The following is a 391-nucleotide window of genomic DNA, read 5'->3' as shown; positions in this document are numbered from 1 at the left end:
TTTGTAATCGATCTCTTTCACGTCTTCAGCGGTGAAGCGGCAGAATTTACGACGACGGAAGAAACGTGCCATGTAATAGGCTCCTCAAAAGGTCCGTGGATTACTCGTCAGCGTTATCGCTGGCGTCGCTGTCATCACCATCAACGCTATCAGCGTCGGAGTGCTCAGGACGGTCGCGACGCTCACGGCGCTCACTGCGGTTTTCTTCAGCCTTGAGCATCTCGGATTGGCCGGTAACGGCTTCTTCGCGACGGATGACCAGGTTACGGATCACTGCATCGTTGTAGCGGAAGTTGTCTTCCAGCTCGGCCAGGGCCTTGCCAGTGCATTCAACGTTCAGCATCACGTAGTGAGCCTTGAACATTGTTGATTGCGTAGGCCAGTTGACGAC

Annotated in this window: 2 pseudogenes; both read right to left on the bottom strand. The window is 54.2% G+C overall.

Annotated elements, in window-relative coordinates:
• A pseudogene (rpsR, locus tag ACIPLA_RS18785) lies at positions 1-72 on the bottom strand (30S ribosomal protein S18); the annotation flags it as partial.
• A gap of 28 nt (positions 73-100) precedes the next feature.
• Positions 101-391: pseudogene (gene rpsF / locus ACIPLA_RS18780) on the bottom strand (30S ribosomal protein S6); the annotation flags it as partial.

The organism is Pseudomonas sp. NPDC086112, from assembly GCF_044746425.1.
In the GTDB taxonomy this organism is placed as follows: Bacteria; Pseudomonadota; Gammaproteobacteria; order Pseudomonadales; family Pseudomonadaceae; genus Aquipseudomonas.
The sequence above is the reverse complement of the archived record's forward strand: the minus strand, read 5'-3'. Positions and strand labels throughout refer to the sequence as shown.